The sequence below is a fragment of the Pseudoflavonifractor capillosus genome (genome assembly GCF_016899775.1).
Taxonomy (GTDB): Bacteria; Bacillota; Clostridia; order Oscillospirales; family Oscillospiraceae; genus Lawsonibacter.
Genome location: NZ_JACJJE010000008.1, coordinates 1 through 15,648, shown reverse-complemented (window position 1 = coordinate 15,648; position 15,648 = coordinate 1). Strand labels below are relative to the sequence as shown.

Annotated in this window: 12 protein-coding genes; 1 reads left to right on the top strand and 11 read right to left on the bottom strand. The window is 55.1% G+C overall.

Going from position 1 to position 15,648, the window contains the following annotated elements; genetic code table 11:
• Positions 1-244 precede the first annotated feature (244 nt).
• The 8 genes from H6B31_RS03970 to H6B31_RS03935 form a co-directional block, all read right to left on the bottom strand.
• Positions 245-1,009, bottom strand: a complete 765-nt coding sequence (locus tag H6B31_RS03970; RefSeq protein WP_204897312.1) for a sugar isomerase domain-containing protein — start codon at positions 1,007-1,009, stop codon at positions 245-247.
• Between the two features lie 43 nt (positions 1,010-1,052).
• Positions 1,053-1,385 (bottom strand): cupin domain-containing protein, encoded by a 333-nt coding sequence (locus H6B31_RS03965; RefSeq protein WP_204897311.1) that lies wholly within the window; start codon positions 1,383-1,385, stop codon positions 1,053-1,055.
• Complete coding sequence (locus H6B31_RS03960; protein ID WP_204897310.1) at positions 1,382-1,894, bottom strand: TRAP transporter small permease; 513 nt, start codon at positions 1,892-1,894, stop codon at positions 1,382-1,384. Before H6B31_RS03960 ends, H6B31_RS03965 begins: the two co-directional genes overlap by 4 nt.
• Complete coding sequence (locus H6B31_RS03955; RefSeq protein ID WP_204897309.1) at positions 1,895-3,193, bottom strand: TRAP transporter large permease; 1,299 nt, start codon at positions 3,191-3,193, stop codon at positions 1,895-1,897. It abuts the gene before it with no gap.
• 145 nt (positions 3,194-3,338) lie between these two features.
• Positions 3,339-3,872, bottom strand: coding sequence for a TRAP transporter substrate-binding protein DctP (gene dctP, locus H6B31_RS17470; RefSeq protein WP_204897308.1), 534 nt, complete (start codon positions 3,870-3,872; stop codon positions 3,339-3,341).
• A 14-nt stretch (positions 3,873-3,886) separates the two neighbouring features.
• On the bottom strand, positions 3,887-4,408 hold the full coding sequence (locus H6B31_RS17465) for a type 2 periplasmic-binding domain-containing protein (RefSeq protein WP_204897307.1): 522 nt from the start codon (positions 4,406-4,408) through the stop codon (positions 3,887-3,889).
• A gap of 41 nt (positions 4,409-4,449) precedes the next feature.
• Positions 4,450-5,676 carry an N-acetylglucosamine-6-phosphate deacetylase gene (nagA, locus tag H6B31_RS03940; RefSeq protein ID WP_204897306.1) on the bottom strand — a complete coding sequence of 409 codons (1,227 nt, stop codon included), beginning with the start codon at positions 5,674-5,676 and terminating at the stop codon, positions 4,450-4,452.
• A gap of 1 nt (position 5,677) precedes the next feature.
• Positions 5,678-6,454 (bottom strand): glucosamine-6-phosphate deaminase, encoded by a 777-nt coding sequence (locus tag H6B31_RS03935; RefSeq protein ID WP_204897305.1) that lies wholly within the window; start codon positions 6,452-6,454, stop codon positions 5,678-5,680.
• 259 nt (positions 6,455-6,713) lie between these two features.
• On the opposite strand from H6B31_RS03935, the gene H6B31_RS03930 reads away from it, so the two are divergent.
• Positions 6,714-7,607 (top strand): helix-turn-helix domain-containing protein, encoded by an 894-nt coding sequence (locus tag H6B31_RS03930; RefSeq protein ID WP_204897304.1) that lies wholly within the window; start codon positions 6,714-6,716, stop codon positions 7,605-7,607.
• A 411-nt stretch (positions 7,608-8,018) separates the two neighbouring features.
• Here H6B31_RS03930 and H6B31_RS03925 read toward each other — a convergent pair whose 3' ends face one another.
• The 3 genes from H6B31_RS03925 to H6B31_RS03915 form a co-directional block, all read right to left on the bottom strand.
• Positions 8,019-13,877, bottom strand: a complete 5,859-nt coding sequence (locus tag H6B31_RS03925; protein ID WP_204897303.1) for a CLIPPER-2 domain-containing protein — start codon at positions 13,875-13,877, stop codon at positions 8,019-8,021.
• Positions 13,878-13,942: 65 nt separating this feature from the next.
• Positions 13,943-14,770 carry a site-specific integrase gene (locus H6B31_RS03920; protein WP_204897302.1) on the bottom strand — a complete coding sequence of 276 codons (828 nt, stop codon included), beginning with the start codon at positions 14,768-14,770 and terminating at the stop codon, positions 13,943-13,945.
• A gap of 296 nt (positions 14,771-15,066) precedes the next feature.
• On the bottom strand, positions 15,067-15,648 hold a 582-nt coding region (locus H6B31_RS03915), incomplete at its 5' end, for a tyrosine-type recombinase/integrase (protein ID WP_204897301.1).

Below are 15,648 nucleotides of genomic sequence, written 5' to 3'. Positions count from 1 at the left end.
AAGTTGGGGCGGGGGAACTCGAGGGGGCGGCAGCCCGCCTCGAGTGGAATCGGATGCCCTGAATGCCTTGCATGGCAAGGCGTTCAGCGAGCGCAGCGGTGGAAAAGTAACGGCGTTTTTGCTTTGAAAGATGGACTCCAGTAAAAACCGGAGTCCATCTTTCAAAGCAAAGTGTTGTCCATATTCCATATAATGTGTGTGGTGAGAAAAGCAATGCTTACGATGTAGTATTAGGAAATTGCGTTTAAAAGAGCAGGATGGATTTCCCATGATACTGATTAACAAGAGATTGATTATACTCATCACCGCCGGGCATGTTCCCGCTTCGGAATACGGGAGGGGTATATCCCTTTGACACCAGATATTTGCAGGTTTCCAGGACCAGGCAGTCTGCCACGAAGCAGTTGCAGAAGGTGGAGGTGGGGCCAATATTCTGCTCACATCCCTCTACTTCAAAAATGGCGTCGCCGTAGGGGAGGTGGTTATTTAAGTAGATATCGACAGTTTGGTACAAGTTTGCCCCGGTCGGATGGCGGGAGGGATGGGCCTTGGGTACCCGCTCCGCAAAAGAACTAGAGGTAATGGCGATGGAGGTGACTCCAAGCCGCTTTGCTTCCAAAGCACAATCAAAGGTCATGCTGTTGATTCCGTATGCGTTGATGATCAGAAGGACCTCCCCAGGGGTCTTTCCCACACCATAGGACTCCAAAACGGCTTTTGCATAGCCTGGAACTCGCTCTACTTTCATGGAGCGAAAACCGCCGTGACTCAAATTAGTTCCAGGATCTAAAATTGCGTTGATACAGGCCAATCCACCTGCGCGGGAAAACATCTCCTCCACAGCCATATTGGAATGGCCGCCGGGGCCGATAACATGAATCACCTGTCCCCGCATAATGGAATCGCCCATTACCTGTGCCGCTCTTTGGATGGATTCCATTTCATCGGCGCAGATTTCCTCCAGTAAACTTGTGATGATCTGCTTGTAAGATTTCATGTCCTGACTCATATGATCGCGTTCCTTTCATTGTCATATTGGCGTTCAACAGTAGTTACACGGCCGCATGGAAGAAAAACAGCCGGACACACGGAACCGTCTGATCCCTCTTAATGGAATGATACCGTCCGGGCGGGGCTACAAAACAGACGCCAGGGGAGAGGGGGATCTCCTGGTCGCCGACTACCGCGAGGCCGGTTCCACTTAGGACAAAAAACACCTCTTGATCCTCATGTGTGCCGCCCTGGAGATAATCCAGCTGCGTATACTCCAAAATTCCGCACCGGCAGCCGGCCTGACAGCCGTTTTCCTGATCCAGAAGTGGGATGAATCGGTACTCATCAAACACGACTCGCTGGGAATCCGTCTCCTTGGTGTAAAGACTCATAGGAAGCGAACGTCCCCTCCTTCCGACTCCTTGAAGGTCTCTTTGCCCCGGAAGAGCTCGATTAGAGCCGGGATCATAAAGACCGCAGCGGACAGGGAAAACACCGGAAGGGCGGAGTAGGCCCAGATCATGGACCACCGGATGGTGGGAAAAATCAGCATCCGCTTGGTTCCCGCCATCTCCACGCCGGTGACAAACAGCATGACAAAAAACGCAAAGGTCAGCAGTGTGATTACGACGGTGACCACGTGGCGAAGCCTATGGGGAAAGCGGCTGATAAGAAGATCCAGGACAATGTGCTCCTTCTGATAGACTCCTACCGCCATTCCCAGCATGATCATCCACACAATGCAGATCGTGCTGATATCGGTGACCCACAGGAAGGAGTGATTGAAAAACGTGCGGCTGATGATCTCCATGGTATTGATCGAGAAAATGACCAGGAAAAGTGTTCCGGAAATATAGGTTTGAATCGCGGCCAGGCCATCCAGCAATTTTTTGAACATCATTTATCCCCCTCCTATTCCAAAAATCAGATTGGGCAGCCAGGTCACAGTCCATGGAACATAGGTAATGATCAGCTGACAGACCAAAAGCGCCACAATAAAGGGGAGCGATGCCTTTGTGATCCGCTCAAAGGAGACGCCGGAGAGCTTCGACTCGATAAAGAGCAGCGCGCCCACCGGAGGCGTGACCAGACCGATCATCAGGTTGCAGATCATGACCATGCCGAAATGGATGGAGTCAATGCCGAGCTGATTGGCAATGGGTAGAAGCACGGGACCAAAAATCAGCATGGCCGGGGTGGCATCCATGATCATGCCTAAAAAGAGAAAGAAGATGTTGATTCCCAGCAGGAACATGACCGGAGTGATGTTGTACTGCTCCACCAGCGCTACCAGCTGAGCGCTCAGGCCCTCCACTGCGATGATATAGGAGAAAATATCCGCCACGGTGAACAGGGCCATAATGATGGAGGAGAACAAAGCCATCTTACAGAAGACCTGAAACATGGATTTCAGGGTAATGGTCCGGTATACAAATATTCCGATCACCAACACATAGGCGCAGGCCAAAATGGCAATTTCCGTCACCGTGGCCATTCCGGTCAGCACACCTGCGATAATGATCACAGGGGCAATCAGGGACAGAACGGACCGCTTAAACACTGATCCAAAGCGCTCCCTGTTCTCCTCCTGCGGCTCGTCCACTTTTAAATTCATCTTGCGGGTCGCAAACAGAACGATAATGTGCATAGAGCCAGCCATGATCAGCCCCGGAATCAAGGCGCCAAAAAACAGGCGGCCAATGGACAGGTTCGTAATCAAGGCCAGAAACACCATAGGAATTCCCGGGGGGATGATGGGGCCCAGTACAGCCGCCGCCGCATTCAGCGCGGCGGAAAACTCCTCCGGATACCCCTCCTTTTTCATTCTGGGCAGCAAAACCGGGGAGATGGCCGCCGCGTCCGCCGGTCCTGAGCCGGACACCAGAGAGAAGATCACGTTCACCACAATACACGCGTGGGCCAGTCCGCCCCGGAATTTTCCGATAAAATACATGGAGAAATCCAGCATCCTCTCAGTCATCCCGGAGATATTCATCAGTTCGCCCACTAAAATAAAAAATGGAATCGCCATGAGGGAGATATCCGACAGACCGTTGACCATGCTGTTGGAAATCATGGACAAGGGTCCATTCCCAGTTCCCAGCAAATAGCATACCCCGGAAACCGCCATGGAGACGAAAACGGGCATTCCCAGGAACATGAGAAGAAACATCACCAGAAAAATGATAACAATCGCCATAACAGAATCCTTTCGTATCGCCTGCCCGGAGAGGCCGGCCGATCCCGGCCGGCCGTCCCCGGGCTGTTACCGGAACGGTCTCAACACCGCGCTTATACCGGAAATCCGGCGTTGCATTGTCTGCAGATCCGGCGGACTTTCCTTCTCATTCCGGTGTATAGCTGTCCTTAAAGGCCATGATCTCATCCATGGTCCCTGTGGGCCAGAGGTCGCCGGCCGTGTCCAGTTCCTGATAGAAGTCTTCTCCCAGCTTGTCCTGGATGGACTGGACGTCGATCTCCACATAGGTCATATGTTCATTGAGGAAGTCCATCGTCTCGTCCATCTGCTGAGCCACCTGCTCCGCCTCATACTCCACAGCCTGCTCCGCGGCTTCCTTCACCGCCGCCTGCTGCTCAGAACTCATCTGCTGCCACACAGTTTCACTGATAAAGATCGCGCTGACATCGCGGATATAGTCGGTCTCCATGAAGTAGTCCTGTACCTCGTACAAGCTGCTGTTGCGGACCGTGATAAAGTTGTTCTCCTGGGCATCCACAGTCCCCTGAGACAGCGCCATATACAGGTCGCCCAGGGGTACCACAACAGGCGTGGCGCCCAGACGCTTCATGGTCTCCTGGACCAAAGCGGACTCCGCCGTGCGGATCTTCAGCCCCGCAAAGTCATCGGCATTTTCCACCGGGACGTTGGCTGTCAGCTGCCGGGGGGAAGCTCTCCCCGCGCGGCCAACACGCGCACCCCCGTGGTCTGCGCAGCCTCCTCAAACCACTGCTGGGCTGTGTCCGAGTCCAGGAAAGCCTGGAACTCCTCCTGGGAGTCCCACAGGAAGGGGGCGGTCACGGCGTTAAATTTCTGGGCTCCCTCCAGCCAGGGGTAGCAGGAGAGCGTATTGTAGAATAAATCTGTCAATCCTGTGGGCATTCCGCTGAGCATGTCGTTGCTGCTGCCCAGAACGCTGTTGGGATAGGTGGTCACACTGATGTTCAGATCCGGGTCTTCGGCCAGAATTTCTGCAAAGCGGTTCATCGCCAGGGTAGCGGGATCGTCCTCCGTTTTGATGCCGGCCAGCTTCAGGTTAAAGCTCTTTGCGGTGGAAGAAGTGGTCCCGCCTTGGGGCTGGGATTCTGCGCTGCCTCCCCCGGAGCCGGAACACGCCGTACAGGCCAGAGAGAGGGAGAGGGCCATTGCCAGGGCAATTGCAAGTTTCCGTTTCATACTCATTCTCCTTTTTATTATAGTTGTATGTGCCTTTCTGCCTACTTCTTCTCGTCGTTTTGGGTTGTTTTTTTGAGCACTGCTTCCTCGGACTGATAGATGATCCTGCCGTCTATCATGGTCATCAAGATCTGGATTGCTTCATCGAAAATCAGGATATCCGCCTGTTTACCCTGGGTCAAGCTGCCGATCGCTCCATCCTGTTTCAGAATCTGGGCTGGAGTCAGGGAGGCCATCCGTACTGCATCCAGCAGCGGAATCCCCGCCTTGTGGACTACTGTGGAGACAAGGCGGTTCGTTGTGGCAACACTCCCTGCAAACGCGGTGCGGTCCGGCATTTTTGCCACCCCATCCTCGATGATGACGGTCTGGCCGTGTTTGAGGCTGCCGGAAATGCTCAGTCCGTCCGGCATTCCAGCTCCGCGCAGCGAATCGGTAATCAGCGCCGTTTTGCCCGGCCCCTTGATGTTATAGATCAGGCGAATCAGCTCCGGCGGCAGATGGCATCCGTCTGCAATGATCTCCACGGTCAACGCGTCAATCAAATAAGCACTTTCAACCATGCCCAAAAAGCGATAGGCATTGCGCCGGTGGACTCCGTCCATTCCGGAATACAAATGGGTCACATGGCGGTAGCCGTGTTCGCAGGCCTCCACAACCGTATCATATTCCGCATCGCTGTGGCCCATCGCCGCCAGGATTCCCCGCCGGGCCAGCTCATCTCCCAGCTCCAGCGCCCCGTCCAGCTCGGGAGCAATACTCCAGCGCAGGATGTCATCCGACCAGCTTAAAATTTCCAGGTACTCTTCCCGGTCAGGCTGCCGGAGATAGCGAACATCTTGACCACCAGCCTGTCTGTGGGCAAAGTAAGGTCCCTCTAAGTGCAGACCCAGTAATTTTGCACCCGCCTGATTTGTCTGCCTCGCAATCCGGAACGCCGCCATCAGGTCCTTCAATTCCTCATTGGGACAGGTGAGCGTCGTTGGGACGATGGACGTGGTCCCGTATCTGGCGTGCAGCTCGGCGGCCCCCAGAATGGCTTCCGGGGTGCCGTCCATAAAATCGTGCCCGCCGCCGCCGTGCGTGTGGATGTCTACAAATCCCGGGGAGACAAAATTCCCCCGCGCGTCGATCTCTTCTTCACAAGGCAGGCCGCTGCCCCGCTCTCCCACATAATCGATCTTCCCCTCCTGGATTTCCACAACTCCGTCTGACAAGATCCGATAGGGGGTAATGACCTGGCCATTTACAATTTTGGTTCGTTTCATATTAAGGATCCTTTCCCAGCAGAGCGCCGCTGGCCTCGTCCACATACAAGATGGCATTGGGGTGCCGCCGGAGGATAGAGGCCGGGCATGCCTCCTCGATCTTTCCCTCCACCGCTCTCTTCACAGCCGCGGCCTTTTTCTCGCCGGGGACCATGCAGAACAGATAGCGGCCCGCGAACAAGCTGGGGATAGTGAGCGTAACTGCCTGTTCCGGCACCACTTCCAGGGAGGAAAAGCACCCGTCGTGCACCTGCTGATTGCGGCAGGTCAAATCCAAGGTTACACGTTTGACAGCCTCTGGGTCCTGAAAGAGGGCGGTATGGGGATCGTTAAAGGCGATGTGTCCATTTTCCCCAATTCCCAGACAGACGATGTCCACCGGAAAGCGGCGGAGCAGGGCGGCATACCGCCGACATTCCTCCTGGATATTTTGGGCAGACCCGTCCAGATAATGTACCGACCGAAACGGAACGCAGCCCATAATATGCTCCCTCAGATAAGTCCCAAACCGCTGGGGCGCATCCTGGGGCAGGCCGATGTACTCGTCCATGTGGAAGGCGTTGATTCGCTCCCACTCAATGTCCGGCATGTTTCTCAGCGCTTCCAAGAATTCATTTTGAGACGGCGCCGCTGCAAAAATCATATTCACCTCCTCTTGAGAGCACAGCAGCCGCTTCAGACAATCCGCCACATCTGCAGCAGAACAGTCTCCTAACTCCTGAGGTGATTTTAACTTCTTTATGGTCAGGGTGTTCTGTTCCTGTATTTTTTCACTCATAAAATCAGATTCCTTTCATATAAACTTGCTTTTGGCCTGTCGGAAGATCAAAAACTGCCTTATAAGACGCTTATCTTGTAAGAATAGATCTCTTTTCTTGTTGTGCTTATTCTAACTCTTATATTTGCAAACTACAATTTCAAAAACAACATTCTTGTTTGCAAATCTTATAATTTTGTGGTATGATATGAATAATATATTCCGAATTTTTGTTTCGTTTTCAGTTTAAAATATACACATCGGAAAGGCGGGAACTACCGTGAGCACTCGACTATCGCCGTCTCAGTACAACCCTAAAATGGAAATGAAGCGCCCTGATTTAGACTTGCGGTATGTGTTTGATGAGAAACCGCCCGTAGTGGAACTTCACATGCATACTTTTTATGAATTCTTCTACTTTTGTGAGGGAGATCTGGAAACTTACGTGGTGGGTTCCCGCAGTTACAAATTAAAGCACGGCGATATTTTGATCATTCCTCCAGGCGTCATGCACCACCCGATTTTTTCTGATACAGCAGGTCAATATAAGCGCTATGTACTCTCCATTTCCCAGGAGTTTATGGAAAAACGGGTCTTAGAGGATCCCGACATTCTGCATGCAATTCAGCTTTGCCGAAAGATCAATGAATTCCTGATCCGCTGCTCCTCACCGGCCCACGCAGAGCGGTTGGAACACTGCCTGCTTTCTATGTGGTATGAGATACAACAGGAAAATCTGTGCGTCAGCGCAAGTTTGCATAGCCTCTGCACCCACTTTCTTGTAGAGTTAAATCGTACTGTCTCAGACAGCAGCATCGTATCGGCCAGAATGGGCTACCAAAGGCCTCTGTTGGAAAAAATAATAGCTTATATTTGGGAAAACTTCAGTCATCGGATTTCACTGGACCAAACAGCAGAGTGTTTTTTTGTTAGTCCTGCTACAGTGGAAAATCTTTTCCGTCAAAAGTTGGGAAAGTCATTTTACCAATATGTGATTGAATATCGCATTGCAATCGCCCAGTCTATGATTGCGCAGGGATATCCCATGAAAGATATTTCGATTCGGTGCGGATTTGCGGACTACAGTGCATTTTACAAATTGTTCAAAAAGCAACTTGGTGTTTCGCCAAGTGAATACCGGACCATTGCTCCCACCAGTTATCTAAATGACTGACGGCTTTTAGCAAAATCCGACCCGCCCGGCTGCCGGTATTTCCGCCCACAGCAAAGGTGGTCCCATTCCCAGGGAACTATCGTGTCTGCGTTATTGCGCTACTAGTTATCTTGTTTGCGATCGGGTGCCTTATAAAAACGGAGGCCAGTGTGTTGATTCTTGACCTAATTCCAATCCCCATCGGGCTGTGCGGCAGCAGGACAGAGTCTTATGCAGGCGGTTAAAGATTTGTCAACTTATCTGTTTGTTCTGATTGCCGCTGTAATGATTGTCTCTTTATAAATCCTGGGCGTTTCCTTGTATGAGCTGAAAAAACTGGACGGCCCGCCTCCCCAAGTGGGGAGGCGGGCCGTCCAGTTTTTTCAGAGGCATCCGCCTCTTAGTATGAAATTTGTACCTCGCTCAGTGGGGTCAGGAGGCCAGGAAGGCGTCCCGAACCAACTCATCGAAGGTGCGCATGGGGATGAAGTCCTCCCAGTCCTCGCTGGTGTGCTGGGAGTTGCGCCACACGTAAGCGTGGCTGTTCGTGGCCTCCTGAACGTCCTCGTAATACCAGGCGCTCTCAGGGTTATCGGGCCACACCGTCATATCCTCCAGCATGTAGTCGGCATCGGGAGCCCGCTCCAGCACCTCATTCACCAGAGCCATAACCTCGGCGCGGGTGATGAAGCGGTCGGGACCGAAGGTGCCGTCGGGGTAACCGGCGACCCAGCCCTCGGCTGCGGCGCGGTTGATGTAGTCCCGGGCCCAGTGCTCGGAGATGTCGGTAAACTGATCCGGTCCGCTGTACTGTGCGTTGGAGAACAGCGAGGCCACCACAGCGAACTCAGCGCGGGTAATATTGGTGCCGGGGTCAAAGACACCGCCGGGCCGGCCCAGCATCAGGTCGCCGTTTGTCATTGTGGTAATGGCGTAGTAGGACCAGCGCCCATACTCCACATCGGGGTAGGGGTTGTACTCGGTAATGAAGTCGGCGCGGGAGGAATCGGTGAGCAGACGGAAGAAGATGGTGGCAACCTCCTCGCGGGTGATGTAGCCCTCGGGCTGCACGGTTCCGTCGGGGTAGCCGGACACATAGGCGATGTGATCTTCCTTGTTCAGCTCGGGCTTATCATCGTCATCGTCGTCATTGCTGGAGCCGCCGCCACCGCCGCCGCTGTGGCTGCCGCCATCGTCCTCCTCATATACCAGCACGAAGGGGGAGAAGCTGCCAACCTGGAACACCAGGTGATCGCCGTCACGAGTGACTTCGATGATCTCGGGATCACTCTGCAAACTCGACACTTGCGTCCGATCCATCTCATCATAGTGGACGATATAGAACTCGCCATTCTCATCGGCATCGCTGGGCATGGGCCAGTAGATGGTCAATTTGTCGTCGTCGCCCAGGGTCACCACGGTGTTGCCGTTGTCCGTGTCCACAAGGTCCAGATAGAAGGACTCCGCCTGGGCGTCGAAGAGGGAGACGCCATCCTGTGCGTCCGCTTTATTGATGGCATCCTGCTCCATAGACCGGTTGAACTCTGTGCTGTTGGAGACGCTGTCCACCAGCAGCTGGACGCGGTCGGAGCCCACCTCGACTTCGCTGTTGTTGACGTAATAGGTCACGTCGCCGCCGTCAACGGCAGTGATCTGATTGAAGTCCACAGTATCGGCGCTGTCCACGATCTCGTTGGTAGAGGTACTCTCGTCCGTAACGCTCTTGATCAAGAGATGGCCGGTACCGATATCAACGTTGCAGGTGAGTGTCTCGCCGTTGACGGAGAACACGGCCTGGATCTTGCTCTGGTCCAATGTACCACTGTAGATGGTCATCTCATAAGTATCGGACACGAGGTTCTCTCCCATCACGATGTCATCAGTGGTGATAACTTTATCCGAATTCTCGGGGTCGATGATCTGGAGCCGAACCTTTATGCCAGTTTCCGCTGCAGTCGTGTTTGGGCTCAAGCTATAGACATAAGCGGTGATTACATCTCCCTCTTTGGAGTAAACACCCTGATCCTCCAGATCCCAATTGCGGATCATATTTCCGTTTTCATCGTAATAGCGGAAACTCAAGATACCAGCCAGATTCGTCGCAACATCATCGGTTGCAACATTGTGAGTGCGCAACCACTCCTTCACCGCATCCGGAAGGGTCAGATGATAGCCCGGCTCAGGGAATCCCTGTGCCGTAGTGGCGATAGGCGTTCCATTTTCGTCCAGCACATTACTATATCCATCGCCGCCGGTGTAGATGGTGATATCAGCCGGGGTGATGGTAATGCTGCCGGCCGGGACCGTGACCTCGTCCGTGCTCTCGTCGCCGTTGCCGCTTTCGGCCGTCACAGTGTTGGAGACACTGCCGGCGATCACATCCTCACCCGTCACGGTGTAGGTGTAGGTGCAGGTCCAGGTCTCACCGGGCTCGAACACAGTGTCCACGCTGCTCACGGGGTTGACCGTCAGAGTACCGTCCTCGCTGACATTGGCCGGAAGGGTGATCGTCTTCCCATCTTCCGTCAATGTCAGATTCACCTGGGTGACCTTACCTTTGACCCACATGTCGTCGGTCACAGTGACCGTGTCAGTGATGGCCGTCTCGCCGGTATTCTTGACAGTGATGGTGTAGGTCAGCTTGTCGTTCTCGTTGGCGACCATACCTTCCTTGTAAGGTTCGCCATTGATCTTGACCGTCTTGTCCACATTCAGGCCGGGCTTGGCCACATCGACTTCCTCTGTGACATCCTCTTCTTCCCCGTTCACAACCGCTGTGATGGAGTTGGTCAAGGTGGTCGTGGTTTCCCCGATCTCAAAGGTCTTGGTGAAGTAGAGAGTCGCGTAACGAGCGCCTTCGCCAATCTGCCCGGCGTACTGCGGCGGTTCGCTCAAGGTCATTATAACCTCGCCTTCCGCGCCGACGGCGCCGATGAAGTTCGCCCCAGACTCTTCAGTTACTGTGAAGCTGGCACCCTCATCGCCGTATACGCTGATCTCATACAGCAGGGTGATCGTCTCGCCCGCGCTGGCGACGATCTGCGGATTCCCGTCCCCGGAGGCGGGAGCAGGATAGGTGATGTCCAGCCCGTCAAGTTCCTCAAGGATCTCGCCCGGAATACCGGCGGAGCTTGTCACTACATACTTCGTCACCTCTGTCGCAGAGGGCAGGATCTCCGTCTCGGTGGAGTCAGAGCCCGGATCGGTAGGATCGTCGGGATCGGGGTCCTTCGTCTGGTCGGAATCCGCCGTGACCACGTTGGCGACTTTGCCAGCTTCCGCGTCCGCAGCTGTCACCGTGTAGGTATAGGTGCAGGTCCAGCTCTCCCCAGGCTTCAGGCTCTCAACGGAGCCAGATGGCCCATCCGGCATGACAGCGTTCCAGTATCCGCCGTCAACGCTGAGAGCATAATCTACTCCCTCAACGCGGATGGTCTCGACCTTTCCCTCGCCCCACATGGAGTCTTTCACACGGACCACGTCGGTAATGTCCACATCACCGGTGTTGGTGACGGTGACGGTGTAGGTGATCGTGTCGCCCACAAAGGCTGTTTCCCGATCCGCCGTCTTTTCCACCGTCAGGGACGCCACTTTGGTCTCGACTGTGTTGTCATCCTTGTTGGGATCTTCGGGGGTGTTCGGATCATTGCTGTCCACGTCCACGCTGTTGCGGATGGACTTGTCGCCGGGCTGGACGGTGTAGTCCGCCGTGATCGTGATGGTGCCCTTCGATGCAAGTCCGCTGAAGGTCCACGGAGTTTCGTCAAAATCAACACTGCCTGCCGGTTCCGCAGTCAGTTTCTCCAGTGTCGCGCTCCCACCGCCGACCGTAAACGTATCGGTGATGGTGCCACTCTGCTCGGTGTTGCCGGTGTTGGTCACCGTGATCGTGTAGTGCAGGGTGTCGCCCACCTGCGCGACGTAAGTCTCCGCGTCAAACGAGGATAGGGTCGCGCCATCGCGGGTCACGGAGGCCAGCTCCTTCTCCACGGTGAGGCCGGGTACCTTTGCGTCATCTGTCTTTGCGTAGAACTTGATGACCTTGGTTTCATCGTTCGGAACAGCGGCTTCCACGTCGACGGTTTCATTGTCCTTACTCGGTCCGTAAGTGGGATCTCCGTCATAAGAACTGTCGTTCAGCCACCAGCCCTCGATGGTCTTGTCATCGCCAACCTGCGGCAGGCCCTTCACGGTGATCTCCGTCAGGAGGTCATCGTTCTTCCAGTCCATCCAGGCGGATTTGTCATCAGCGTCAGGGGTCTGGTTGTCGTTGACATCACTGTCCTTGACGTCCTCGCCGGTGATGTAGACGTTGCTGTCCATCACGCTGGAATCCCCATTGTCCACCAAGTACTTGACAGAGTACGGGGTCCGCAGGTAGATCTTCACGTCGGGGTCATTGGCATTACCGACGGCGGTCACATTGTCAATAGTATATGTGCCGCTGGTTTCATCATCGACGTCCTCGGGGCTGCCGCTTCCGTAAGACTGGAAGTAGGTGATACCCTGGAGGACATAGCCGTCATCTGTTACTTCGACGTCGATGTCCACGCAGTCGTAGCCGTTGTCTGCATTATAATTGAACTTGCAGGTGATAGTGCCGTTTGGATCGACCGTTTCTTCCCAAAGATCTCGCGTGGTATCTTTGGTGTTTCGGTCCAAGGACACATAATCCAACGGGTTCGTGACAGGAGTCTCTTCACCATCCACAAATACCTGGACCGTGACGGCGGTGCCGTTGTACTCGGGCTCCGGGTTGGGTTCCTCGTCCGTCAGCGTCACGGTAACGGTGTAGGCTTCAGGCTCCAAGTCAGACGGCGGCAGTTCACTGACCGACTGGACATAGTAGGTCTTGTTGCCGACGCTAATCTCGTCGCCAACTTCAGGAATCTCTGTGGTAAACTCCTGATTGATGTCCAGATTCAGCCACTCGTGGTCAGCCAGAGAGGAAATCTCCCTATCATCGTTCCTATACTTTACATCCAGCGTCGCGGCGCGGACCGTGGCCTCCGGCTCCGGGAAGGGGATAGAGTGGAAGCGGTCATCATGGATGTAGTTCAGCGTCGCTCCGTCGTTCAGCGGGACGGTATAGGTGCCGGCCTCCTTCGCGCTCTCTTTCAGCGCGACGTCGTAGGTCAGGGTCACCGTTCCGCTCAGACCTTCACCACTGGTCCAGTTGATGGTATCGCCAGTCACCCAAAGAGTACCTTCATCCTGGTCTTCGCTTTCGTCTACCAGGATGTCATTCCTATCTACCAGTTCGACATCTTCGCCCAGCGGATCACTGATCAGGCCCTTGATGTTCTCGCTGATCTGCTCCATGCGAAGTTCCAGCTGTTCTGCATCCGTTGCCGTAAAGGAATAGCCATTGCCGCTGGAAATGTCATCAAAGTCGGAATTGCTGAAGGTAAAGCCGACGGTGTAGACCTTGCCGCCGTCTTCCTTAAACTGGCCGAAGTCTGTAAGGCGCTGGCCAGGACCTCTTTGGTGGTCTGCCGGGTATCCGTCGTCACTGTCGCCGTCCGCCACAATGATCATGACTTTGTTGGTGTCATCATCAGAAAACTGACCCAGGGCCGTGTTAACGCCGGCGCTCAAATGCGTTCCGCCCAGCGGAGAACTCTGTTGAAGTTCCGAGAAAGTGTCATAAGCAGTAATCCGTGAGTCATCAGGATTGCCCCTGTTATTTCCTCTATATACTACATATTTGTAGCTGATGCCTTCATTCCCCAGGTTGTTTTGCATCGTTTCGATGGCACCAAGAGCAATGTCCCAGCGGGTGGCGGCTTGATCTTTCTCGACTAACGTACAGAACACGCCGTCTCGCCCATATTCTCCATTACCATGGTAGTGACCATCCGTAGTCCACCGATCTTGCTTACGATTATATTCCCACTCTCCCTCGTTTCCGATCCAGCCGGTGTCACCGTCATCCGGCTTCTGGTCACACCAGTTCATAGAATTCGAGCCGTCAATGACGAACACCACTTCTGTAGGCTTGGCCGTGACAATCTGCTCTGCAGTGGCAGACAGCTCTACTTTATAGGTGCCGTCCTCGTTCAGTGTCGCCTGCTTGTGCAGGGTGATGTCAGGGTCCTGCGGGGCATCTAATTCGCCATCGCTAAACGTGTAGTACCGATCCTCAGGTGCCAAACCGCTGTCAGCCCTTTGGACCGTCATCTCTTCACCGCCGGTGGTCTCTTCATCCCCTGGCGCCGCCAGCGCGCTCACCGGCAGCATTGTCAGCACCATACAGAAGGTCAACAGTGCTGACAACAATCGTTTTTTCATTTCTCGTTTTCCTCCTTTATACTAGGATCGGATTCCCGGCGTCCGCCGGGAGGGAGAACACACGTTCAGGGGCCCCTCACCTCCCTGGAATCCCAGCCGATGGAGAGCTGTTCGGCCTCCAGCAGGCCGTCGCAGGCCTGCTCCACCATCCGGTCCAGCTGGGCCCGGAAGCGGTCCTGGGTCGTCTGCCACAGGTGCTTGAGGCACCTGGGATTTGCCTTCTCCTCCGCAACCTGCGCATCCCGGCACAGCTGCTTCATGCTGTCGGTGACGGCGGTGCGGCCCAGCGGCCTCCCGCTTCTGGTTTGGAACAGCGGGCCCCGGACCACGCCGCTGCGCCCGGCGTAGTCCAGCAGCTCCCGGCGCAGGAACTCCGGCAGGCGCACCGGACACTCCGCCTCCCCGCGTAAAGCCTCCACCGTCAGCAGCTTCAGGTCCCCCACCGGCAGCTCTGTGCTGCCGAACAGCTTGACCAGCAGATAGATCCGCTCCTTGCCCAGAATCCGGGCGGTGGACAGCAGCCGCAGGTACTCCCCCCGGGTCAGCTCCGGCGTGCCGCCCTCCCCGATCTGCAGGGTTCCCCGGGTCTGCAGTTCCCGCCGCCCCAGAAAGGCCACCAGGTGGTTGGCCACCGACAGGCGGGTGTTGACCGTCCGGGGGGAATATCCCTCCTCCAGCATGTCCTGCTGCCACCGGTCCAGAGTCCCGGGCAGCAGGGTCTTATCCTCGGGCAGGGCGTCGTACAGGGAGCCGATATTTCGCTGATAGGTGTCCAGCGTGCCGGGGGTACGCCCCTTCCGGGCCAGCTCCTCCAAGAAGGAGGCGATGCACTCCTCCGTCAGCGTCAGCTCCACCTGCTTCTGCCCGGCGGCATGCGTCTTGATTCCGTTCAAGCTCCCCCCCCCCTGTCCCTCATATGCAAAATAAGTGTTTGGGACTTACCTGGGGCGAGCATGGGCAGGGGATCTCCGCAAAACCGAGAGCCCGGCGACCGCCGGAGTCCATGAAGAAGCAAATAGGGTGCAAAAATCCAGCCACATAAACAACACAGGTCTATGGGGCTGAATTTTTGCACCCAAAATCAGGAAGAGGCCCTTGAAAATTTGGAATTCCCGTGCTACAATGCTCTTACTTCTATGTAGCATTTTGGTGTTTCTATAAAAAACTATGTCAAAACACTTATTTTGTCTTACTGAATGAGACGCATTTTCCTTAAAATTTCCGCGTGCTCCGCACCGGTGGAGATGAGGTAGATGCGGGTGGTTTCGATGGAGCTGTGCCCCAGCACGTCGGCCAGCTTCACCACATCCCGGCACACCCGGTAAAATGTGCGGGCAAACAGGTGGCGCAGGTTGTGGGGGAACACCTTGCTGGGGGCCACCCCGGCCGCATTGCAAAGCCGCTTCATCTCCGCCCAAATTTGCCGTCTGGACAAACTTTTTCCGCTTCTGGTGAGAAAAATCTCACCGGAGGCGTTTTTTTGTTGCCTGGCGTACTTTTTCAGCTTCCGGCACAGCTTGCCGGGCAGCAAAATGGTGCGCAGCTTCCCTTTCAGGGAGATCTCCGCCCGCCCCGCGTGGGCGGCCTCCACGGTGATATACTTCACCTCGCTTACCCGGATGCCGGTGGCGCAGATGGTCTCCAGCAGCAAGGCTAACCGCTCCCGGCCCAGACCGTGGGCGGCGTCCAGCAGGCGCTGGTACTCCTCCCGGGTCAGCTCCCGCCGGTCGTCCCGGAACAGCTTCCGCTGGATTTTCAGGGCCTTCACCTT

Bases quoted from the DNA above. Each gene is read 5' to 3' on its own strand.
- H6B31_RS03970 (WP_204897312.1), bottom strand. From the start codon at position 1,009: ATGAGTCAGGACATGAAATCTTACAAGCAGATCATCACAAGTTTACTG.
- H6B31_RS03965 (WP_204897311.1), bottom strand. From the start codon at position 1,385: ATGAGTCTTTACACCAAGGAGACGGATTCCCAGCGAGTCGTGTTTGAT.
- H6B31_RS03960 (WP_204897310.1), bottom strand. From the start codon at position 1,894: ATGATGTTCAAAAAATTGCTGGATGGCCTGGCCGCGATTCAAACCTAT.
- H6B31_RS03955 (WP_204897309.1), bottom strand. From the start codon at position 3,193: ATGGCGATTGTTATCATTTTTCTGGTGATGTTTCTTCTCATGTTCCTG.
- H6B31_RS17465 (WP_204897307.1), bottom strand. From the start codon at position 4,408: ATGAAACGGAAACTTGCAATTGCCCTGGCAATGGCCCTCTCCCTCTCT.
- nagA (WP_204897306.1), bottom strand. From the start codon at position 5,676: ATGAAACGAACCAAAATTGTAAATGGCCAGGTCATTACCCCCTATCGG.
- H6B31_RS03935 (WP_204897305.1), bottom strand. From the start codon at position 6,454: ATGAGTGAAAAAATACAGGAACAGAACACCCTGACCATAAAGAAGTTA.
- H6B31_RS03925 (WP_204897303.1), bottom strand. From the start codon at position 13,877: ATGAAAAAACGATTGTTGTCAGCACTGTTGACCTTCTGTATGGTGCTG.